Here is a 19815-nt window from a genome sequence, read left to right as displayed (position 1 = left end):
CTGAAGACCCAACAGAAAGCTTGGCCGCCTCTGAACCCGCTCGTTATCAGGATACGCCAAATGATGCACGCTGACCTCAATCACCTGCTCACGCACCCTGGGCTTGTTCACGCCCTCCGCCGTTCAAATGCCAATGCCGATCTTCTAATGGCACTCATAACAGACGGTCCATCGGGATTTATGACCCTCCACTTTGCGGCGCTCAAACTTCAGAAACTCTATTTCAGGAAGGAGAAGGAATGGGGATTCAAACCTACTTCGGGGGTAGAAGTGACGAAGATGGTTTGGATGTGCATGGAAACGTGCAAGAGCGGGATCGAACGGGCACTTGGCGAGGCGACGGTTGGCGCCATAGATGGAAATTCATGGCCCGTTGTTGCACTATCCACAAGGTTCGATCCCCAGTTCCGCCCCATGAAGCCCGTGAGTGACCTGTACGTTCCCCCTAAGAGAAATGGGCACTTGCGGCTGGTTGTCTCGAAAAACGTTGAAGCATAGACACCTCGGCATAGACACATGTATCTGTCGTTGCCCCATCAAATCCCATACCCATATTATGCGAATCTAGGTCGCGTCCGCTTCGCAAGCGGAACTTACCTGTGTCTGAATATGGGACGGAACCGGCTTGACCGATTTGGCAGCCAGCGACGGGCGCCGACTGTAAATTCGGCGCCAAGATGTAACCTCGCGGGCCATTGAGAATTCAATAGCTTACCGTGCCGATCGGCACCCAAGCTACGCGCCTGTTCCCAGCAGTGACTTGGCTATGTTGGATCTTTGTTCTCGCCAGCTGACCATGGCCAGGCCCATTCTGCATGCACCCGATCAATGACCTTGCGCAGGGTGGTGAGGTGTTCCGAGGGGTCATCCCGACGATAGCTGAGGATGATTGGGCTGGTGACATGGTCGGCAAGGTCCCGGTAGACGACGTCTCCGCGTTCGAGGAGACGTACTGAAGCGGGCACGATGCAAATGCCGGCGGCCGATGCGACCAGCCCGATGGCTGTTTGCAATTCCCGCACTTCGTGGATATGGATGGGCTCGAGGCCACGGTCGCGGAACAGGGAAAGAACCTGATCGGCATAGCTTGGCCGGGGCTCGCGCGGATAGACGATCAGCGCTTCGCCCGCCAGCGCGCTGAGCGGCACGGGCAGTTCCCCGGCTAGCCTGTGCCCGAGCGGCAGGGCGACCACCAGCCGTTCCTCGCGCAGCACTTCCCGGCGCAGGGCGGGGTCATCGAAGCGCACGCGGCCGAAACCCACATCGATGCGCCCCTCCTTGAGTGCCGCGATCTGTTCGAGGCTCATCATTTCGATCAGCGACAGTTCGACGTCAGGCTCAACCTCACGAAAACCGCGGATGACGCGCGGTAGCCGCGCATAGATCACCGAAGGCACGAAACCGATTACGAAGCGGGGTTTTTCGGCGGCGACAAAGCGCTTCATCATGCCACCCATCTCATCCATGCGCTGCATGACGCCGAGCGCCTGCTCGCGAAACAAGCTTCCTCCACGGGTGAGGCTGAGCGGCCGGCTGTCGCGGTTGAACAAGGTCACGCCAAGTTCGGCCTCAAGTCGCTGGATCTGCCGGCTGAGCGGCGGCTGCGCCATGTTCAGTTTTTCGGCCGCCTTGGAGAAATTGAGCTCCTGAGCCACGGCTAAAAAATAGCGCAAGTGCCGGATTTCAATCATCTATACCTACAGAGTATCGAATTGGACCGAGTTAGTCTTTTGTAGCTCGCCTGGGAAGGGATATCCATGGCCTCCAACGTATATCTGCGGGCTATGGATCAATGTTACGCATAGAGGCGATCGAAACCTGTCTAGTCGACTTGCCAACAATTCGTCCGCACGTTCTGGCGATGACGACGATGCAGCGTCAGACGCTGTGCGTGGTCACCATCCGCTGTTCTGACGGCGTGTCCGGCATAGGCGAAGCGACGACGATTGGCGGCCTCAGCTATGGTCCGGAAAGCCCCGAAACCATCAAGCTGGCGATCGATACCTATTTTGCGCCGGTCCTTGTGGGGGGCGACCCGACGCGTCCCGCCGCTCTCATGGCTACGCTCGACAAGGTCGTGGTGGGCAACAATTTCGCCAAATGCGCCATCGAAACGGCCTTGCTCGATGCCGTGGGGCAGCGCGTCGACCTGCCGGTGTCCGAGCTCTTGGGTGGCCGCCGCCGCGACACCCTGCCCGTCGCCTGGACCCTGGCCAGTGGCGATACGGCCCGCGATATCATCGAAGCCGAGTCGATGCTGGATCAGCGGCGCCACCGCATCTTCAAGCTTAAGATCGGCAAGCGTTCCCTGGCCGATGACGTGGCTCATGTTGCCGCCATCAAGAGGGCGCTCGGGGACCGCGCCAGTGTGCGCGTCGACGTCAACATGGCCTGGGACGAGGTGACTGCGGCACGCGGCCTGCAGATGCTGGAGGATGCTGGCTGCGACCTCGTGGAGCAGCCGGTCGCCGCCCACAACCGGCGGGCGATGGGTCGGCTGGCCGGTCGGTTCAATATTCCGGTCATGGCTGATGAAGCCCTCACCGGCCCGACAAGCGCCTTCACAATCGCTTCAGAGGCGGCAGCCGATGTCTTTGCCGTCAAGATCCAGCAATCGGGCGGCCTGTCCAATGCTGCCAAGGTTGCCGCCATTGCCGAAGCGGCCGGCATCGGCCTTTACGGCGGCACCATGCTGGAATCGGGCGTGGCAACCGCCGCCTCGGCGCAGCTTTTCGCGACTTTCCCGAGCCTGGCCTTTGGTACGGAACTGTTCGGTCCGCTGTTGCTGACCGAGGAGATCCTGGAAACGCCGCTAGCCTATGCCGATTTCGCGCTCAAGGTGCCTGATGGCCCCGGCCTGGGCGTACGCATAGACGCAGAAAAACTCGCTTTCTTCCGGCGTGACGCCGTCCGCAAGACCTATTCTACAGGAGCCTGACATGCTGTTTCACGTCCGCATGGATGTCGCCATTCCCTTCGATATCCAACCTGACCGCGTGGCCGAGCTCAAGCGCGTCGAGCGCGAGCGCGCGCAGGAGCTGCAGAAGCAGGGCAAGTGGCGCCATTTGTGGCGCATTGCCGGCCAATACTCGAATTTCAGCCTGTTCGATGTGGCCGACACCCAGGAACTGCACGACATTCTGAGCACACTGCCACTGTTCCCCTTCATGACGATCGAGGTTTTGGCGGTGTGCCGCCATCCCTCCTCGGTCCATGCCGACGACCGCTGAGCCGGTCAGCCATTCCATCGAGTGAGGAGATAGATATGACCCAGTTACTAGTTGATACGCCTGAAGTGCAGGACCTGCTGAACAAGCTGTCTGGCAGTGACACCGTCAGCGGCGACCCGCGCCTCAAAGCTATTGTCCGCCGTGTCGTCGGCGACCTGTTCGCCGCGATCGATGAATTCGACGTCTCGGAGGACGAATTCTGGCAGGCGCTGAACTATGTGGCTTCCGGTGCCCCGGAATTTGGCCTCTGGGCCGCGGGTCTCGGCGTCGAACGTTTCCTCGATATTCGCGCCGATGCCCAGGACGCCGCCCAAGGCATCGTCGATGGCACCCCGCGCACCATCGAGGGTCCGCTCTATGTTGCCGGGGCGCCGGTGGAGCACGGCTTTGCCCGGCTCGATGACGGCAAGGACCAGGGCGAGCTGCTCTATATGCATGGCCAGGTGCGCGACGTGGGCGGCAAGCCGCTGGCTGGCGCCAGGGTCGAGGTCTGGCACGCCAATACGCTGGGCAATTACTCGTTCTTCGACAAATCCCAATCCGACTTCAACCTGCGCCGGACCATCGTCACCGACGCGGATGGACGCTATGGCTTCCGCTCCATCGTGCCGTCAGGCTATGCCTGCCCGCCCGGCGGCTCCACCGAGGGCATCCTCAAGCAACTCGGACGCCACGGCAATCGTCCGGCCCATATCCACTTCTTCGCCTCTGCCGACGCCCATCGTCACCTGACGACCCAAATCAATATCGATGGCGATCCCTACCTGCGTGACGACTTCGCCTATGCCACGCGCGACGACCTCATCCCGGCCGTGAACTACCGCGAGGGCGAAGGTCCAGGCGCCAAGCACGGGCTCGAGGGTCGTTATGCCGAGATCGAATTCGATTTCGTGCTGCACCCGGCCAAGTCAGCAGAAGAGGCCAAGGGTTCGGACCGACTGCGCGCCGCAGTCTAGTCGTTACCAAAGGCAGGCGCGCCCGCGCCTGCCTTTTTCTATGTGAGAGGGTTCCTATGCCGGAGGTTCAGGTCAGTCATTTCCAGGCCGATGATGGCTGCCATATCGCCTTTCGGATGGACGGACCGGAAACCGCTCCAGTCTTGCTGCTATCGAACTCACTCGGCACCGACATGGACATGTGGCGTCCGCAGCTAGGAGCTTTCACCCAAAGCTTCCGTGTGCTGCGTTATGACAGTCGCGGGCATGGCCGTTCAGACTCACCCGTGGGTGGTTATTCGATGGATCGGCTTGGCCGCGATGCCGTGCAACTGTTGGACCATCTCGGCATCGACAGGGCGCATTTCTGCGGGCTCTCGAAGGGCGGCATGGTTGGGCAGTGGCTGGGCTTGCGCGCTCCCGAACGGATCGACCGGCTAATCCTGGCCAACACCGCAGCCTATATGGGCCCGCCAGGCAACTGGCAGTCGCGCATCGAGGGCGTGCTGAGCCATGGCATGGCGCCGCTCGCCGAAGCCTCCATGCGCCGCTGGTTCACGACCGGCTTTCCCGATCGCAATCCGGAGGCCGTGGCACCAATCAACCAGATGCTGCTGGGCTGCAATCCAGTGGGATATGCCGGTTGCTGTGCCGCCATCCGCGACATGGACCTGCGGCCAACGGCCAGCCTGACCAGGGCACGGACGCTGGTGATCGCGGGGGCACGGGACCCGTCCACCTCAATTGCAGACGGGCAGTGGCTAGCCGATCAGGTTCAAGACGGGCGCCTTGCGGTGCTTGAGGCGGCGCACCTCTCCAATGTCGAACAGCGGGGCGCTTTCTCGGCCACCGTCATGGATTTTCTTAACCAATAGCGCTGTGCGAGGCGGCTCAAGATCAAGTTCTTGACGTCGGCAGAGCAATAGCCACGCGCGAAAGCGGCGATGCAGCACAGCTCAGCGAGCGGACGTCCGGCTAACGCTGTTCAGCGCTGCCACAGATTTTTCCAGCAGGCGAACCAACTCGTCGGTTTCCGCAGGGCTGAGCCCGGTCACCAGGGTTTCCTGGGCGCGCATTGCTGCCGCATGCGCCTGTTCGATGATCGCTTCACCTTCCGGGGATGACGTCAGCACTTTGGCTCGCCGGTCCCTGGCGCTGGTTTCGCGGATGATGAAACCCTTATCGACGAGCCGATCCACCACACCGCCAATAGTCGTCCTATCATAGGCGATCAATCCGGCAAGGGTCGCCTGGTCTATCGACGGTTGCCCCTGCACCGCCACCAGCGCGGCATATTGCACCGGCGTCAGGTCCAGTCCGCTCCTGCGCATCTCCACGTCGAATAGAGCGGTCGAAATCTGGTGGAAGCGGCGGGCCAGATGCCCCGGAAGTGATCTTACCCGCAACACGAACTATCCCATCCAAATTGACAAGCATGCTGATAATCAGTACGCTTATTATAAATTATCGAGGCAAGAATACCAGCGCCGATTGCGGGTCATGGACCGTGCCTCTGTAGCGCAGGGTTCGTCCGGGACAAGTAGCGGCTGAACAATTGAGCAAGTCGATGCAACTCCCTTCCAGCTCCGCCCCGCCGGCCGCAGCGCAAGAGCATGCGGACCAAAGCGGCACGATTGTTATCGTTGGTCACCACAAACTCAATCTCGACACCACCAGAAAGCGCATTACCTGGGCACTCGTGCTGGTCTGCATGGGATTCGTCGTGGTGCTGGCCCGCTTGTTCTGGCTCGGGACTATTGACGTCCAGGACAGCATCGATGGTCGGGTGCTCAATGCCGCGCTGGCGTCGCGACCGACAATCCTCGACCGGAATGGCGTCGCGATGGCACTCGACATTCGCGTGCCATCGCTATTTGCGGAGCCCCGCCGGATCATCGACGTGGAAGAAGCCGCGCAGGCCGTTCACTCCGTCTTCCCCCATCTTGCGCTGCCATGGCTGCGCAATCGTCTTGACGGCGACAGCGGCTTTGCCTGGATTGCTCGCGAGCTTTCCCCGCAAAAGCGGGATGCGCTCATGCGGCTCGGCATACCCGGCTTGGACTTCCTGACGGAAACAAAGCGGTTCTATCCCGCCTCTCATCAGGCGTCGCACATTCTCGGCGCTGTTAACGTCGACAATGGCGGCATTGCCGGCATCGAACACCATATTGACCGCGCGCACGATCTCGCGTTGCTCCACCAGCTTGGCCTCGCCCGCGACGCGGCCCTGGAGCCGATACGGCTATCGGTCGACATGCGGGTTCAGCACATACTGCACACAGAAATTGTGGGCGCGATGCAGCGCTATCAGGCTGCCGCTGCGGCGGGGGGGATCGTGGACGTGAATACTGGCGAGGTGATCGCTCTGGCATCCGTGCCGGACTTCGATCCCAACCAGCCCGCCACCATGCTGATTGATGGCCGGTTCAATCGGATGACCGCAGCGAAATTTGAACCGGCATCGATATTCAAGACGGTAACGATTGCCGGCGCATTGGATTCCGGCGCGATCAGCCTGGGCGATCAAGTCGATGCCAGCACGCCGGTACGATTTGGTCGCCACACTATCTCGGATTATTTCGGCAAGTACCGGGCCCTGTCGGTGCCGGAGGTCTACACCTTTTCATCCAATATCGGGACGGTCCGCATCGCGGAAAAAATGGGGACCGAGCCCTTTCGAAAATTCCTGACGCGGATGGGGTTCGATGGGGCGCCGTCGATTGAGCTGCCAGAGGTAACCGCGTCCACGATTCCAAAGACGCTCTCCAGCGTCGCGGCCGCAACGATTTCGTTTGGACATGGGCTCAGTGTTACCCCAATGCAGATGCTGTCGGCGACCGCGGCGCTGGTCAATGGCGGCTATCTCATCACGCCCACCCTCCTGCAACGGCAGGGCGCGATCCGGGACGAAGATAGGGTGCGGGTGGTCAAGGGCAGGACCAGCGCACAGGTGCGATACCTCATGCGCCTCAATGCGCTCCAAGGCTCCGCGCGGCGGGCCAACAATCTCGCCGATGGCTATCGCATCGGCGGCAAGACCGGAACGGCCGAAAAGGTCGTGGCCGGGCGCTACTCAAGCGAAAAGGTAACGACTTTTTTTTCGTCGGCTTTCCCGCTCGATGACCCGCGCTTCGCCATGGTCATCATGGTGGATGAGCCAGTATCGGAACGCCCCGGCACGGGAAGAACGTCGGCCTATAACGCTGGCGATATGACGGGCCGGATCGTGTCCCGCATAGGGCCGATCCTGGGCGTGCTGCCGCGCGTCTGGGACAACATCCCCTATGACCAGGTCAGTGGCTGACTTCAATCGCACTCCACAATGATTTCAATAGATATAGGCATACGAATATGACGTTCCTGGACCGAAGGCATTTCCTTGTTGGTGGCACGAGCTTACTGGCAACTGCGCTGGCCGGATGCACGACGACTGCGAGCCCGCCTCCGGCCCGTGCCGCTGCGACAGAGGGAAGGCGGGTCGTGCCACCTGAAGTCGCCCTGATGTATGCGGCCGTGCTGGACGACAAATTCCCGATCCGCGCCTCGCGGATGGAGCTGGTCCCCGAGCGGTTCTGGCGCCAGGATGTCGTGGACCCCACTGGCGAGGTGCCTGGTACCGTCATCGTCGACACCAATGACCGGTTCCTCTACCACGTCCGCGATGGCGGTATGGCTACGCGTTACGGCGTAGGGATCGGTGCCGCAGGATTTGCATGGTCTGGGCGGGCGCATATTGCCTATAAGCGCGCGTGGCCGACATGGACACCGCCTTCTGACATGATCAAGCGCCACCCCGAACTCGAGACGTACCGCAGGGGTATGGAGCCAGGTCCGGACAATCCTATGGGACCGCGCGCGCTCTATATTCATCAGGGCAGCGAGGACACCCTCTACCGCATCCACGGCAACCCGGACGAAAAGACCATCGGGCAGGCCATTTCCAGTGGCTGCGTCCGCATGCTGCCACAGGATATCATCCATCTCCACAACGAGGTGCGCAGTGGCTCGCCACTCATCGTGATTTAGGCGCCCGCTCGGCGCGATTTCATCAACCGGCTCCCAAGCACATCCAGAGCATCGGATCGTGTCTTCTGGTCATGGTCATAGACGGATAGTGCTGCTGACGCTGGCTATCGAGACGGCAGCGTGGTCCGCGCCCTACGCAAACAGGGGGGCGGCGTAGAAATTTCTGATTTGACGCGTCGATTGTCATTCCCCGTAAGCAAGAGTGCGGTAGCTCGAAGGAGTTTGATATCCAGAGGCGGCTTTAATGGCTGAACCCACGCCAGTTCTCGCAAAAGCTCCAGCTGCTCAAGCCGGTGAGGTTTTCCGCGCCTTCTTGAAGCTTGGCCTGACGTCGTTCGGCGGGCCGATCGCGCATCTCGGCTATTTCCGGGACGAGCTGGTGGTGCGTCGCAAATGGCTGGATGAGGCAAGCTATGGCGAGCTCGTCGCGCTCTGCCAGTTCCTGCCCGGTCCGGCATCCAGTCAAGTGGGTTTTGCGCTTGGTCTGTTGCGCGCTGGGCCACTCGGGGCCCTGGCGGCCTGGGCTGCGTTCACCGTGCCTTCGGCGCTGATCCTGGTCCTGTTCGCCTATAGCGCGACCGCCTTTGCCGGGCCGGTGGGCATTGGTCTGCTGCATGGTCTCAAAATCGTGGCCGTTGCCGTAGTCGCCCAGGCCGTGTGGGGGATGGCGCGAACGCTGGCGCCGGATCGGGAGCGGGCCAGCATTGCTCTGATGGCCGTTTTGATCGTCGTGTTCATGGCCGGTGCGCTCGGGCAAATCGCCGCTATCGTTGTCGGGGCGCTTGTCGGCCTGTGGCTATGCCGGACCGCTCCCGCTGCCGTGACCGGACACCTCAGATTTCCCCTCACCAAGCGGGCTGGAGCCATGGCGCTGGCGCTGTTTCTGCTGTTGTTGATCGGCCTTCCTATTGTGGCCTGGGCATCGCCTGGTCTGGCGCTGTTCGACGCCTTCTACCGGGCCGGATCGCTGGTCTTTGGTGGTGGGCATGTGGTGCTGCCCTTGCTGCAAGTCGAGGTGGTTCACCCAGGGTGGATCAGTGAGGATGCGTTCCTTGCGGGCTATGGCGCGGCACAGGCCATGCCGGGGCCGTTGTTCACGTTTGCCGCCTATCTCGGCGCGGTCATCGGGCCGCTGCCGAATGGCTTGGCCGGGGCGATGATCGCGCTCGCGGCAATCTTCCTGCCGGGCTTCCTGCTGCTGATTGGCGCGCTGCCGTTCTGGGATGCGCTGCGCTCCCGGCCCGCCATGCAGGCGGCGATGCGGGGCGCCAATGCCGCGGTGGTCGGACTGCTTGGCGCGGCGCTGTACGATCCGGTTTGGACGAGCGCCATTGTCGGCCCGTATGATTTTGCGCTTGCCCTGACGGGCTTTGTGCTGCTGACCGTCTGGAAGGCTCCGCCCTGGATCGTGGTGGCGCTCATGGCTCTGAGCGGGATGGGGCTGAGCCTGATGTAAAGGCTCATGCAAGAGTCGCCCATATATTCAGCACGCTGGATATATGAAATCAACAGATGCAATGCCGGCTTTGGCCGCGCTCGCCCAAACGACCCGGCTCGATACGTTCCGGCTGCTGGTGCAGCATGAGCCGGATGAATTGCCTGCTGGAGATTCCGCAAAATACCATGTCAGCGCATCTGGCAACGCTGTCCCGGGCGGGACTGGTCGAGTGCGAACGGCAGAGCCGCTCGATTATCTATCGCGCCGAGCTCGATCAGCTCCGCGACCTGATGCTGTATCTGGTCAAGGATTGCTGCGGCGGTGCTCGGCGAGATGCCGGCGATCGTCGATCGTGGACAGCAACACCGCCATGCCGATGCCGACTGCGGCGCCCAGCACTGTGTCGAACACGCGTTCAGGCGCGATCTCCGGCCCGGCCGCCTGCGCCGCGCCGAGATAGGTCATCAGCAGCGCCATCGGGGTCACCAGCACCTGACCGAAGGCATAGTTGATGCCAATCACGATCTCCGTCAGAATCTGGACGATCACCAGAACGGCAATCACGAGCCATACCGAGGGTTCCTGCATGAGCAGAACCCAGGCCAGTGCCGCGCCGACGACGGTACCGGCCATGCGTTGCAAGGCGCGGTTCATGCTGAGGTGAAGCTGCGTGCCCTGCATCACCGCCAGCGCCCCCATCGCGGCCCAGGCCGGGTGGTTCGCACCGAATGCATAACTCACCAAGATCGCGATCCCGGCGCCCGCAATGCTTCGAGAGGCGGCGTTCAGTCGGTAACCGAGTGGAAGCTCCGGATCGGCCGGGAATGGGCGCTCGGCGGTCGGGTGATGGCGAAACGCCTCGCTGGCGACACAGATTGCCCATGCCAACGCCGCGACGATCGCGGTAGCTGCGCTACGCTCAAGCAGTTGCTCAAGCGACATGTCGACCGACATGGACGCCCCGACCGCGAAGACGAAGATCAAGGGGCCAGGGGCCCCGAACTTTCCGGTGACGCTGACGAAAAGAAACAGGCCGCAGGATAATGCGAGCAAAATGAGCTGAACGAGCATCGGCGCGCCGAGCCAGGCGGCGGCCGACATGCCGAAAACCGCCAGTACCTGCCACAATCCACAGAGCAAAAGAATAAGTCCGCGCCGGCGGGGCGGCGCGAAGCGTCCGAACAGCGCAACCAATGCGCCCAGCGCAGCGAAACCGATCAGATGCGACCACGGCGACAGATGAACCAGCGGCAGCGCGATGGCCGCAGTGAGCGCTGCCTGCACGCCGGCGAGGATCGCATTCCGCAACGAGGGGTGTGCGGAAAGGGCCATGCTGGCTTTAAGCTGATGCGGATGCAGCAGATGACGCGCAGCATCGCGCCGGCGTGCCAGAAGCTCCGGGCGCCGGTCTTGCGGTCCTGTTGGCTCGGTTTCTCTCATGGGCTCTGCTCCGGCTCGGGAGCGACCGCAAGCTCCGTCAGGCGCCGGTCGATGGTTTGGAAATGAACGAGCAGCGCGGCGATGTCGCTATCTGAAAGCTCCGACAGCATGGCCGCTTCGGCCTTATCCAGCTCCTGCCGGATTTCGCCAACCCGGCCTTCCCCTTCCGGCGTCAGATAGATGAGCCGCGCCCGGCCATCGGCTTCGTCACGGCGCCGTTCGATCAGCCCCTCGCGGGCGAGAATATCGAGTACGCGAACCAGGCTCGAACCATCGACACCCACCAGGGCCGCCAGCTGCTTCTGGGTAATTCCGCCGCCGGTTTCCTGCAGATGCACCAAGGGCACCCAGGTGGCATCGGTGAGGCCGGCGGCGGCCAGATGAGCCTCGATCGACCGGCGCCAGCGGCGCGCGAGCAAGGAAAACAAAATCCCGAAACGGGACCGTGGCGAACGATGATTGGTCATCCGCCGTACGTATCAAGATTAGATTGAATTGCAAATCAATTCATTTTGTCAGCTCGGACACTGCTACCCGGCGATGACGGCGAACCTGCCCCTGACAAGACGCGAGGCGCGGCTCAGGCAGCGTGCTCGGCGCGGAGCAATTCCGCCCGGTCCGAAGCCATACGTCCCAGAACGAAGGATTTTACCACGTCGTCGAGCTCGGCGGCCTGGCTCTCGGTTTGCGCCAGCGCCGTGTTGAGCTGCTCCACCAATGTTGCATTGCGTTGCGTCATGTCATCGAGCGTGCCAATGGCCTGTCCGGCTTCTGCGATGGCGCTGGCCTGTTCATCGCTGGCGATCATGATCTGCTCCATCAGGGCGGCGCTGTTATTCAGCCCTTTTTGCACGTCCAGCAGGCTGGTGGTCGCAGCCGCGACCAGGCGCGTCCCCTGGGCGACTGCCCCGACACTGGTATCAATGAGTGCCTTGATATCGGCGGACGCTCTGGCCGCCGATTGCGCGAGGCGCCGCACTTCGATGGCGACGATAGCGAAGCCCCTGCCTGCCTCGCCCGCCCTGGCCGCTTCGACGGAGGCATTGAGCGCCAGCAGATTGGTCTGGAAAGCGATGTCGTCGATCATGCCGATGATGTTGACGATCTGGGTTGAGGCGCCATTAACGCGTTGCATCGCAGCATTGGCTTCAAGCATGACCGCGCCGCTATCGGCGGCAATCCGCGCCACCGCACCGGCTTCTGCGTTGACGTGACGGGCCTGCGCGGCGTTCTGCTGCACGGTTTGGGATAGCTGATGCATTGCAGCTGAGGTTTCCTCGACGGCCAATGCCTGGCGGGTCGTGCGGTCAGCTAGATCGGTGGCGCCAGAGAGTATCTCCTCGGTAGCGTTTTTGAGCGCATGCGAGGTGACGCGCAAATCCTGCATAATTTCGGAGAGGCGGTCGGCCACGCCATTGGTGTTGAGCTTGAGCGCGGCAAAGGCGCCCTCATAATCGCCAGTGACGCGCTGCGTCAGATCCGCAGCGGCGACGGCAGCCAGCACGGAGGAGGTCTCGGCAAGTCCGCGTTCAATGGTCTGCAGCAACTGGTTGATGCTGCCGACGACAGGCACGAGTTCGTCGAGGGCAAAATCATTGGGAAGGCGATGGCGGAAGTCGCCCCGGGCAGCGGCACTGGCCAGATTGGCCAGCACCATCTGGAACCGGCCGAGTTCCTCCTGACGCGCGCGCTGATTGGCGAACTCTTCGGCTTTAGCCAGCTGCTCGGCCTGCAAGGCCAGACCATTGGCGCCAAAAATTTCGAGGGCGCGGGCAATCTGACCAAGCTCGTTGCTGGAATTGGTCTGCGGCAGCGTGACGGAAAAATCGCCAGCTGCCAATCGATCGGTGGCCGAAGCCAATCGCCTTATGGTGCGCGACAGCCAGCGCGCAATCAGGAAGGCCAATGCCCCGCCTATGGCGAGCGATAGCGAGCCCACCGCCAGAACCCAGATCTGCACGGCGGCCGAATTGGCTGCCGCAATCGCTTCGCTTTCGGCCTGCCGCGCCGCATTGACATCGGACGCCCTAGCCGAGGCCTGCTCCAGCAACAGTTCGAGATCCGCAAGCGCGCCGCGCAGCGCTTCGCGTTCGGTCAGACGCACAAAAACGTCCTGCACTTCGGCGGCGTAGGCATCGAGCGCTGACAGCACCGAATCGACACGGGCAAGATCTTCGGTCTTAAAGAAGGTTGCGCGCAGATCCGCCAGGGCAGCGCCCGAGGCGGCCGACGAGGCCATTGCCAACGCCAGTTGCGCGTCGTCCGGACTCCCGATCAATTCGGCCACACCGAGGCGAAGCTGCAGTAGATTCTCCATCGCCAACCCAGCCAGCGCCGCCGCCTTGGCGTTAAGGTTGGCGGATTGGGAGGACTGATCGATCATTGCGCTCAGCGTTTGGGTTGCCGCAATGCCGGCGGCGTCAAGGCCGGTCAGCTGAACGGCGAGAACCTCATCGAGCGCGATCAGGGATGCGGCTTCAGCGCCATAGGCGGCGATGCTTTCGGCCATGTCGCCGCCGGCGCCCAAGGCGGCAAGCTCGGCAACGCTTTGGGTCACCAATTGGGCCGTGTCGTCGGTGGGCTCTGCCGCATAGTTTCGTACCGCCAGTCGCGCGCCGGTCAGCGTCGTCGTCAGGCTGCGCACCCGGGTTGCCTCCTCCGTCGCGGTGCGGAACCCATCGAGCGTTCCGGCAATGGTCTGCACACCGACGACGGCCAGTACGGTCAGGAGCGCCAACAGGACGATCATCACGGCAAAGGACGCATAGATACGGCCGGCAATCGAGATTTTCGAGAATAGCATGGTGCCCCCCAGAGCCCGTTCAGCAGGCGCAATACGGGCGGCGCGTAAATGAGTCGCAAACGCGAACGTCGTTCATCCGTCACATTGTCCGGCAAACCGCCGCGCTGCGGGCGTTAGCGACGGGATATGAAATTTCGATGGCGTTGCATTGACTTGACCCGCCTGACCACCTGAAACGATGGCATAGGGAGCGCCGTCGAAAATGGCATCGCAAGCGGCTTCTCAGGAGCCCGATCGGCACCGGGCCGCCTCAACCGTCATTGCACTGTCAAACACGCTGGATAAGTCCGCTCGTGCTGCGATCCTCCCCCCGCGCAGCCACACACCGGAGCTGCCATGCGTATCCTTCTTGCCGCCGGCCTGATGTTGGCCACCGCCCTCACCCCTGCCCTCGCCCAGGAGGGCAGCCTGGTGCTCTATACCAGCCAGCCCAACACCGACGCCCAGCAAACTGCCGACGCCTTCATGGCCAAATATCCGGGCATCGAGGTCGAGTGGGTGCGCGACGGCACCCCCAAGATCATGGCCAAGTTCCGCGCCGAGCAGGAAGCCGGCACGCCGCTGGCCGACGTGCTGCTGATCGCCGATGTGGTGACGATGGAAGGGCTCAAGGCCGAGGGCCTGCTGCTCAATTTCCCCGAAGCCGACACGACCGGGTTAGACGCCAGCCTGTTCGATGAAGACGGCGCCTATTTCTCGACCAAGCTGATCACCACCGGCATCGTCTACAACACCGCTGCCAGCCTGATCCCGACCAGTTGGCTCGACCTGACCAAGCCCGAAGCCAAGGACCAGTTGGCCATGCCCAGCCCGCTGACCTCCGGCGCGGCGCTGATCCACACCGTCACCCTGACGGATAACCTTGCCGAAGGCTGGGATTTCTATGCCGCTCTCGCTGCCAATGGCGCGCAGGCCTCGGGTGGCAATGGCGACGTGCTGACCGCGGTTGCTGGCGGCGAAAAACTCTATGGCATGATCGTTGACTATCTGCCGATCCGCGAAGCGGCCAAGGGCGCACCCGTTGCCTTCGTGTTCCCGACCGAGGGCGTTTCTGCCGTGACGGAACCGGCAGCGATCCTTGCTTCCGCGCCCAATCCCGACAATGCCAAGCTGTTCATCGATTTCCTGCTCTCCGAGGAAGGCCAGCAGCTGGCCTCGCTCCAGGGTTATATTCCGGCACGTGACGGCGTCGCCCTGCCCGCCGGCTATCCTGCCCGCGCCGACATCAAGGTTCTGACCTATGACGCCGCCGCTGCTCTCACCAATGAAACTGCGAACAAGGAAAAGTTCGGCGAGATCTTCGGCCAGTAACCAGGCGTGACACCAACGCACCCATCGATGCGGACAGACGGCACGGCTCCTCCCTTGACAGTGCCGGATATTCGCATCAGCAGAGCGGCGGGGCACATGCTGCCCGCCGCTCTCGTTATTCTGGTCGTGGGCCTGCTGGCCGCATTGCCGATCGGCCGGCTGGTCGCCACGGCGCTGGTTCCCGACGGCGTGCTCGATGCGAGCCCGCTGCTATCCCGGCTGGCGCGTACCGCCACACAGCGGGCGATATTCAACACCATCGACACTGCCCTGTGCGGCGCCCTGCTCGCCCTGCTGATCGGCGCCCCCTTCGCGCTGCTGGTCGCCGTCACCGACATGCCGCTGCGCAAGCTGCAAGGATTCCTGCTGATCCTGCCGCTGATGATCGCGCCGCAGGTCATGGCTCTGGCCTTCACGCACCTGCTGGGCCCCTCCAGCGCCCTGCTGGGCGCGCTCGGCATCGCCCCGCCGCCGGGGACCGCCAACCCCTTGCTGGGTCGGACCGGGATCATCGTGCTGTTTGGCATGCAGCATGCACCCATCGTCTTCATCACGCTGCGCGCCGGGCTAGTCTCGCTGCCGCGCGATTATGTGGACGCTGCCCGGGCCGCCGGCGTCGGTCCGTCCCGACTCTTGCTCGATATCGTGCTGCCGCTGCTGTGGCCCTACTGCATCGCGGCCGGCGCACTGGCCTTCGTCTCGGGCGTCGGCAATTTCGGCATCCCGGCCTTGCTTGGCATGCCGGAAAACTACCTGACGCTGGCGACGCTGATCTACCAGCAACTGTCCAGCAATGGCCCCTCCGTCCTGCCCCAGGTGGCCGGATTATCGCTGCTGATCTGCATCATTGCGCTAGCCGGCATTGTCACTCAGGGACTGGCCCTAAGGCGCAGCAGCTTTTCGGTCACCCGGGGTACGCCCATGCATTTCGCACTCGGCGCCTGGCGCTGGCCGGCGGCCATCGCGGGCATGATACTGCTCGGCGTGATGCTCATCCTGCCCGCGATGGCCCTGCTCACCACCTCGCTGGTGCCGGCCTTTGGTGTCCCGCTCTCGCTGGCGACCTTCACCCTGGACAATTATGCCGAAATCCTGTTCCGTCAGGCCTCGACCCTGCGAGCATTTGTGAACTCCGGCTATTTGTCCCTGCTGGCCGCTGCCATTCTGGCCTTGCTCGCCATCCCGCTGGCCCTGGGCCTCGCCAAATTGCCGCGCCCCGTGGCCCGGGTGGCGCATGGCCTGCTCGAATTGCCCTATGCCCTGCCCGGCATTGTGCTGGCCATTGCCTGCATTCTGCTCTTTCTGCGACCCTTGCCGCTGTTGGGCAGCCTCTACGCCACGCCCTGGATCATCCTCATCGCCTATCTGATGCGGTTCGCTGCTCTGGCCGTCAAACCGGTCGAGGCAGCGCTGGGCCAGTTGGCGCCTGACCTCGACGAAGCCGCGGCCGGCGCCGGCGCTGGCACGATCCGGCGCTTGCTGACGATTACCGCGCCGCTGGCAGCCCCCGCCGCCGCTGCCGGGGCGCTGCTGGTGTTCATGAGCGCCTTCAACGAACTCACTGTCTCGGCCCTGCTTTGGTCCAGCCGCAACGAGACCATCGGTGTCATCCTTTTCAGCCTCGAAGAAACGGGCCTCTCGCCGCAGGCAGCCGCCGTGGCGGTGATCACCTTGTTGGTGATCGTCCTGTTATTGGCTCTGCTCGACCGACTGGGCCGCCGCCTGCCCACGGGCGTGTTGCCCTGGCGCTAGTCCGTCCGGCACGATCCAGGCATCGCTGACGGCGAAATGCACCTGCCGGCCAATCTCCAGCCGCTCGCGTGCATTGATCAGTACAGTATCACCACCGGCAAGTTGCAGCGTCGTGTCATACCCCGCCCCGGCATAACGCGACCCAGCAACCACTGCTGGAATGCCCGCCTCGGCAAGCGCCAGGCCCTCCGGCCGCAACAGCAGCCGTAATTCGGCACCCCGCACTGTGCCGCGCGCCGATATCGGCAGCTCGCCGAGGCATACGCGGCCCTCAGACACCTGTGCCGTAACCATCGAACCACGGCCGACAAAGCCGGCAACCATGGCATTGACCGGCTCATCATATAGCTGCTCCGGTCGCCCCGATTGCTGCACCACCCCGCGATCCAACACGATAACGCAATCGGCCAGCGCCAGCGCTTCGGCCTGGTCATGGGTGACAAAGACAATCGTGGCCCCGGTTTCCCGATGCAACCGGGCAAACACATCGATCATCTCGGCACGCAGATGCACGTCGAGATTGGCCAGCGGTTCATCGAGCAAAATGATATCGGTGCCGGTCACCAGACACCGCGCCAACGCCACACGCTGACGCTGGCCGCCCGACAAACCGTCCACCGCGCGCTGCTCGAACCCCGTCAGCGAAACCGTGGCCAGCACCTTGCACACCTGCTCGGCAATCGCATCGCGGCCAAATGAACGCGCCTTTAGCGGATACGCAACATTGCCCGCCACATCCATATGCGGCCACAGCGCATAGGACTGGAACACGATGCCGAGATTGCGCTTCTCCGGCGGCGCCATCGCCTGCGCACTTGCAACCAGTCGGTCGCCCAGATGGATCGTCCCGCTATCGGGCTGCTCGAACCCGGCAATCAGTCTGAGCAGCGTCGTCTTCCCGCAGCCCGACGGCTCCAGCAGCGCCGTCAGCGACCCCGTCTCCAGCCGAAAACTGGCCTGCTGAACGGCAAATGTGTCGCCAAACTGCTTGGAAAGTTTGTTGAGTGCAATGACAGTCATCCGGGCTCTCTAGAAGCCTTCTGTGACAGCGAAGCGACGACCAGTTGCAACAAGTCCGACGGGGGTGTCGCCGGTGTGCTGCTCAAGATCGGCATAGGCCCGCGTGACTTACTAGCCCCGATGGTTCGTGGCAGAGGATTGGCGACAGCCATGCTACGCTACTCCGTATCGCCAACATTTTCCCATCCTGTGAGGCACCTGGCATGGATAGACTGGCTTGCGACCGGATGTTCGTTGCGGTCATCGAAGGCCGCAGCTTTTCTGGCGCTGCACAAAAGCTCGGCGTCAGTTCGGGGCAGGCCTCCAAGCTGGTGTCCCGGCTCGAGGAAGATTTGGGCGTGCAATTGCTGCAGCGCACCACCCGTTCAGTGTCGCCCACCGAGGCTGGCCGGGCGTATTTCGAGCGGATCAAAGGCCTGCTCGATGAGTTGGATGAACTCGACGCCACCATCCGCAGCGCGTCCGGCGCGCCGCGCGGGCGGTTGCTCATGTCGGTGCCGCTCACTTTTGGCACGCAGGTCCTGGCCCCGCTGTTTGCCGAGTTTGCGGCGGCATATCCGCTGATCGAACTGGACGTGTCATTCTCCGATCGGGTGGTCAATCTGGTCGAAGAGGGGTTCGATCTGGCGCTGCGTATCGGCACCTTGCGCGACAGCACCCTGGTCGCCCGCAAGCTCTGTCCGATCCGGCTGGTGACGACGGCAGCGCCCGCCTATCTGAAACAATTCGGCGCCCCGAACCGCCCGGAGGAGGTGAGCGGACACGCCTGCATTCTCGATACCAACCTGGCCGATGGGGCCAGCTGGCGCTTCGCCGGCGGCGTGACAGTACCGATCAGCGGACGGTTGCGTTTCTCCAATGCCGAGGCTTGTTCGGCCGCCGCGGCGATCGGACTGGGCCTGGTGCAAGGTCCCAGCTTCGTCGCGGGAGACCGAATTCGCACCGGCCAGCTGGTGCCGGTGCTGGCCGCGTATGAAGCCGACCCGCTGGCGCTATGGGCTGTTTATACCACCGGTCGGCACCTGGCGGCAAAAGTCAGGGTGATGGTGGATTTTCTCGTGGCGCGGTTTCAGGACAGCCCACCCTGGGACCAGGACTGGTAGAGTTCTTCTGGTTTGGAAGAAATCTTCTGCGTTTTGACCAGATAGCAGCTCGAACAGAATGGGTCCATATTCAGGTCATCGCCGCAGGGCAACTGACAGGAACGTAAAAAATGACACTCGCAATCATCGGCACCGGCAACATGGCCCAGGGCCTTGCCACTGTATTTTCCGCCACCGGCAACGCCATCGTCTTCGGCTCGCGCCAACCCTCTGACACTGCTATCTCGATCGCCGACGCCGTCGCCCAGGCCGACATCGTTTTTCTCGCCGTGCCCTATGATGCAGCAGCTGACGTGGTGAAGGTCGCTGACGGCTTTGCCGGCAAGATCGTCGTCGATCTCACCAATCCGATGAAGGCCGACTTCTCGGGCCTGGCCATTGGCTTTTCCACCAGCGCCGCCGAGGAAATCGCCCGGCTCGCACCGCAGGCCAAGGTGGTGAAGGGCTTCAACACGCTGTTCGCTTCGGTGCTGCAGAACCGCGGCCAGGTGGCCGGCACCCCGGCGACCGTATTGCTCGCCGGCGATGATGCCGATGCCGTGGCCCAGGTCGCAGCGCTGGTGAATGCAGCCGGTCTCAAGGCCATTGTCGCCGGCCCCTTAGCCGCCGCGCGCAATCTCGAGGCTGTCGCCGCTCTCAATATCGGGCTGGGCTATGGCCAGGGCAAGGGCACCGATATCGCCCCCACCTGGGTCGGCATCTGACCACACCATGATCAACGCTCCGGCCAAGGTGGCCGGAGCTGCATTTTGGAGAC

At 62.8% G+C, this 19815-nt stretch carries 18 protein-coding genes and 1 pseudogene; 13 read left to right on the top strand and 6 right to left on the bottom strand.

The window, feature by feature from the left end; genetic code table 11:
• Nucleotides 1–60: 60 nt before the first annotated feature.
• Nucleotides 61–498, top strand: coding sequence for a hypothetical protein (locus tag ACX3OW_RS10830; RefSeq protein ID WP_459095777.1), 438 nt, complete (start codon nt 61–63; stop codon nt 496–498).
• Between the two features lie 266 nt (nt 499–764).
• Here ACX3OW_RS10830 and ACX3OW_RS10825 read toward each other — a convergent pair whose 3' ends face one another.
• The gene (locus tag ACX3OW_RS10825) at nt 765–1673 is read right to left on the bottom strand and encodes a LysR family transcriptional regulator (protein WP_459095776.1); all 909 of its coding nucleotides are present in this window, start codon (nt 1671–1673) and stop codon (nt 765–767) included.
• Nucleotides 1674–1792: 119 nt separating this feature from the next.
• Here ACX3OW_RS10825 and ACX3OW_RS10820 point away from each other — a divergent pair, with 119 nt between their 5' ends.
• Genes ACX3OW_RS10820 through pcaD form a run of 4 tightly spaced genes read left to right on the top strand, consistent with a single transcriptional unit; the run spans nt 1793 to nt 5040 of the window.
• On the top strand, nt 1793–2938 hold the full coding sequence (locus ACX3OW_RS10820; RefSeq protein WP_459095775.1) for a muconate cycloisomerase family protein: 1146 nt from the start codon (nt 1793–1795) through the stop codon (nt 2936–2938).
• 1 nt (nt 2939) lies between these two features.
• Nucleotides 2940–3230 carry a muconolactone Delta-isomerase gene (gene catC / locus ACX3OW_RS10815; protein ID WP_459095774.1) on the top strand — a complete coding sequence of 97 codons (291 nt, stop codon included), beginning with the start codon at nt 2940–2942 and terminating at the stop codon, nt 3228–3230.
• Between the two features lie 35 nt (nt 3231–3265).
• A complete protein-coding gene (gene catA / locus ACX3OW_RS10810; RefSeq protein ID WP_459095773.1) occupies nt 3266–4186 on the top strand; it encodes a catechol 1,2-dioxygenase in 921 nt (306 codons plus the stop codon).
• A gap of 56 nt (nt 4187–4242) precedes the next feature.
• Nucleotides 4243–5040, top strand: a complete 798-nt coding sequence (gene pcaD, locus ACX3OW_RS10805) for a 3-oxoadipate enol-lactonase (protein WP_459095772.1) — start codon at nt 4243–4245, stop codon at nt 5038–5040.
• An 81-nt stretch (nt 5041–5121) separates the two neighbouring features.
• Here the strand turns inward: pcaD and ACX3OW_RS10800 are convergent, their stop codons facing one another.
• Nucleotides 5122–5574, bottom strand: a complete 453-nt coding sequence (locus tag ACX3OW_RS10800; protein WP_459095771.1) for a MarR family winged helix-turn-helix transcriptional regulator — start codon at nt 5572–5574, stop codon at nt 5122–5124.
• Nucleotides 5575–5720: 146 nt separating this feature from the next.
• Here ACX3OW_RS10800 and ACX3OW_RS10795 point away from each other — a divergent pair, with 146 nt between their 5' ends.
• From ACX3OW_RS10795 to ACX3OW_RS10780, 4 genes and pseudogenes are all read left to right on the top strand, one after another.
• Nucleotides 5721–7469: a peptidoglycan D,D-transpeptidase FtsI family protein gene (locus ACX3OW_RS10795; protein WP_459095770.1), complete on the top strand. Its 1749-nt coding sequence runs from the start codon at nt 5721–5723 to the stop codon at nt 7467–7469.
• A gap of 47 nt (nt 7470–7516) precedes the next feature.
• Nucleotides 7517–8191: a L,D-transpeptidase gene (locus ACX3OW_RS10790; protein WP_459095769.1), complete on the top strand. Its 675-nt coding sequence runs from the start codon at nt 7517–7519 to the stop codon at nt 8189–8191.
• A 244-nt stretch (nt 8192–8435) separates the two neighbouring features.
• Nucleotides 8436–9647: a chromate efflux transporter gene (gene chrA, locus ACX3OW_RS10785; RefSeq protein WP_459095768.1), complete on the top strand. Its 1212-nt coding sequence runs from the start codon at nt 8436–8438 to the stop codon at nt 9645–9647.
• 43 nt (nt 9648–9690) lie between these two features.
• Nucleotides 9691–9952: pseudogene (locus ACX3OW_RS10780) on the top strand (ArsR/SmtB family transcription factor); the annotation flags it as partial.
• On the opposite strand, the gene ACX3OW_RS10775 reads toward ACX3OW_RS10780, so the two are convergent.
• The 3 genes from ACX3OW_RS10775 to ACX3OW_RS10765 all read right to left on the bottom strand — a co-directional run bounded on the left by ACX3OW_RS10775 (nt 9933) and on the right by ACX3OW_RS10765 (nt 13872).
• A complete protein-coding gene (locus ACX3OW_RS10775; RefSeq protein WP_459095767.1) occupies nt 9933–11069 on the bottom strand; it encodes an FUSC family protein in 1137 nt (378 codons plus the stop codon). The pseudogene ACX3OW_RS10780 and the gene ACX3OW_RS10775 sit on opposite strands and share 20 nt — an antisense overlap.
• On the bottom strand, nt 11066–11488 hold the full coding sequence (locus ACX3OW_RS10770) for a MarR family winged helix-turn-helix transcriptional regulator (protein ID WP_459095766.1): 423 nt from the start codon (nt 11486–11488) through the stop codon (nt 11066–11068). Before ACX3OW_RS10770 ends, ACX3OW_RS10775 begins: the two co-directional genes overlap by 4 nt.
• A gap of 161 nt (nt 11489–11649) precedes the next feature.
• On the bottom strand, nt 11650–13872 hold the full coding sequence (locus ACX3OW_RS10765) for a methyl-accepting chemotaxis protein (protein WP_459095765.1): 2223 nt from the start codon (nt 13870–13872) through the stop codon (nt 11650–11652).
• A 336-nt stretch (nt 13873–14208) separates the two neighbouring features.
• Here ACX3OW_RS10765 and ACX3OW_RS10760 point away from each other — a divergent pair, with 336 nt between their 5' ends.
• Together ACX3OW_RS10760 and ACX3OW_RS10755 are read left to right on the top strand one after the other, a co-directional pair.
• On the top strand, nt 14209–15183 hold the full coding sequence (locus tag ACX3OW_RS10760) for an ABC transporter substrate-binding protein (protein WP_459095764.1): 975 nt from the start codon (nt 14209–14211) through the stop codon (nt 15181–15183).
• 96 nt (nt 15184–15279) lie between these two features.
• Complete coding sequence (locus ACX3OW_RS10755) at nt 15280–16935, top strand: ABC transporter permease (RefSeq protein ID WP_459095763.1); 1656 nt, start codon at nt 15280–15282, stop codon at nt 16933–16935.
• On the opposite strand, the gene ACX3OW_RS10750 is transcribed toward ACX3OW_RS10755, so the two are convergent.
• Nucleotides 16873–17955 (bottom strand): ABC transporter ATP-binding protein, encoded by a 1083-nt coding sequence (locus ACX3OW_RS10750; RefSeq protein ID WP_459095762.1) that lies wholly within the window; start codon nt 17953–17955, stop codon nt 16873–16875. The two genes, ACX3OW_RS10755 and ACX3OW_RS10750, sit on opposite strands and share 63 nt — an antisense overlap.
• Before the next feature lie 203 nt (nt 17956–18158).
• Here ACX3OW_RS10750 and ACX3OW_RS10745 point away from each other — a divergent pair, with 203 nt between their 5' ends.
• Both ACX3OW_RS10745 and ACX3OW_RS10740 read left to right on the top strand, forming a co-directional pair.
• A complete protein-coding gene (locus ACX3OW_RS10745) occupies nt 18159–19058 on the top strand; it encodes a LysR family transcriptional regulator (RefSeq protein WP_459095761.1) in 900 nt (299 codons plus the stop codon).
• Nucleotides 19059–19168: 110 nt separating this feature from the next.
• Nucleotides 19169–19762, top strand: a complete 594-nt coding sequence (locus ACX3OW_RS10740; protein WP_459095760.1) for an NADPH-dependent F420 reductase — start codon at nt 19169–19171, stop codon at nt 19760–19762.
• The last annotated feature ends 53 nt before the right edge of the window (nt 19763–19815 follow it).

Source organism: Devosia sp. A449 (assembly GCF_054489375.1).
Note: the sequence above shows the minus strand (reverse complement) of the source record. Positions and strands in the feature narration are given on the sequence as shown.

Excerpts from the sequence above, each read along its gene's own strand:
- ACX3OW_RS10765 (WP_459095765.1), bottom strand. The coding sequence starts at position 13,872 with ATGCTATTCTCGAAAATCTCGATTGCCGGCCGTATCTATGCGTCCTTT.
- catA (WP_459095773.1), top strand. The coding sequence starts at position 3,266 with ATGACCCAGTTACTAGTTGATACGCCTGAAGTGCAGGACCTGCTGAAC.
- ACX3OW_RS10790 (WP_459095769.1), top strand. The coding sequence starts at position 7,517 with ATGACGTTCCTGGACCGAAGGCATTTCCTTGTTGGTGGCACGAGCTTA.
- catC (WP_459095774.1), top strand. The coding sequence starts at position 2,940 with ATGCTGTTTCACGTCCGCATGGATGTCGCCATTCCCTTCGATATCCAA.
- chrA (WP_459095768.1), top strand. The coding sequence starts at position 8,436 with ATGGCTGAACCCACGCCAGTTCTCGCAAAAGCTCCAGCTGCTCAAGCC.
- ACX3OW_RS10740 (WP_459095760.1), top strand. The coding sequence starts at position 19,169 with ATGACACTCGCAATCATCGGCACCGGCAACATGGCCCAGGGCCTTGCC.
- ACX3OW_RS10760 (WP_459095764.1), top strand. The coding sequence starts at position 14,209 with ATGCGTATCCTTCTTGCCGCCGGCCTGATGTTGGCCACCGCCCTCACC.
- ACX3OW_RS10830 (WP_459095777.1), top strand. The coding sequence starts at position 61 with ATGATGCACGCTGACCTCAATCACCTGCTCACGCACCCTGGGCTTGTT.
- ACX3OW_RS10745 (WP_459095761.1), top strand. The coding sequence starts at position 18,159 with ATGGATAGACTGGCTTGCGACCGGATGTTCGTTGCGGTCATCGAAGGC.
- ACX3OW_RS10775 (WP_459095767.1), bottom strand. The coding sequence starts at position 11,069 with ATGAGAGAAACCGAGCCAACAGGACCGCAAGACCGGCGCCCGGAGCTT.
- ACX3OW_RS10755 (WP_459095763.1), top strand. The coding sequence starts at position 15,280 with ATGCTGCCCGCCGCTCTCGTTATTCTGGTCGTGGGCCTGCTGGCCGCA.
- pcaD (WP_459095772.1), top strand. The coding sequence starts at position 4,243 with ATGCCGGAGGTTCAGGTCAGTCATTTCCAGGCCGATGATGGCTGCCAT.
- ACX3OW_RS10750 (WP_459095762.1), bottom strand. The coding sequence starts at position 17,955 with ATGACTGTCATTGCACTCAACAAACTTTCCAAGCAGTTTGGCGACACA.
- ACX3OW_RS10820 (WP_459095775.1), top strand. The coding sequence starts at position 1,793 with ATGTTACGCATAGAGGCGATCGAAACCTGTCTAGTCGACTTGCCAACA.